Source organism: Paenibacillus sp. FSL R7-269 (genome assembly GCF_000517865.1).
Lineage (GTDB): Bacteria > Bacillota > Bacilli > Paenibacillales > Paenibacillaceae > Paenibacillus_AQ.
Genome location: NZ_ASPS01000059.1, coordinates 1 through 581, shown reverse-complemented (window position 1 = coordinate 581; position 581 = coordinate 1). Strand labels below are relative to the sequence as shown.

Below are 581 nucleotides of genomic sequence, written 5' to 3'. Positions count from 1 at the left end.
CTTTACTTTGACCCAACCCCCACTGGACCACTCCGACCATAGGTGTTCATCATTCACCCTTACCTTCACTTGGAACACCTGTCCTGCTGGCAGTGGTGTACTTACCGTCCAAGTGTTAGTGTCCCCTGTTGTCGGTTGCTTCACTTCACCCGAATCCACCACTACTACTCCATTGGCATCCAGAACCTGTACCTGGTATGCTGCAAAGTTTGTTCGCGCTGCATCTTTTTGCGTCCACTGGAATGCCGGATTACTCACGTTACTCTCAGACGGAGCACTTTGACTGCCCAGTGGATACGTCAAGTTTACTTGTGGCGCTGTATTGACCTGTACTAGCGCTGGGGTCGTTCGGTCCGTGGTAGTCCCATCTCCCAGTTGCCCTTGGCCGTTCCCACTCGCTTTTCCCCATGCATACACATTTCCATCTGCTCGAGATGCTACAACATGGTTTTCCCCTACCGCTACTGCTTGAATTTCACTTAATCCTGCTATCTGGACCGGTGCTCCATTCGTCCAGTTCCATACACTTCCGTCTTCTGCAATCGCATAGTTGCTTGAACCTCCCGCAATGCCTTGAATTT

General features: G+C 51.1%; 1 protein-coding gene and 1 pseudogene. Both read right to left on the bottom strand.

Annotation, left to right across the window (positions count from 1 at the left end):
- Positions 1 to 303, bottom strand: a 303-nt coding sequence (locus C162_RS37070) for a glycoside hydrolase family 78 protein (RefSeq protein ID WP_235218521.1), incomplete at its 3' end; no start/stop codon positions are given.
- Between the two features lie 33 nt (positions 304 to 336).
- Positions 337 to 474, bottom strand: a pseudogene (locus tag C162_RS37665) (RCC1-like domain-containing protein); the annotation flags it as partial.
- Between the last annotated feature and the right edge of the window lie 107 nt (positions 475 to 581).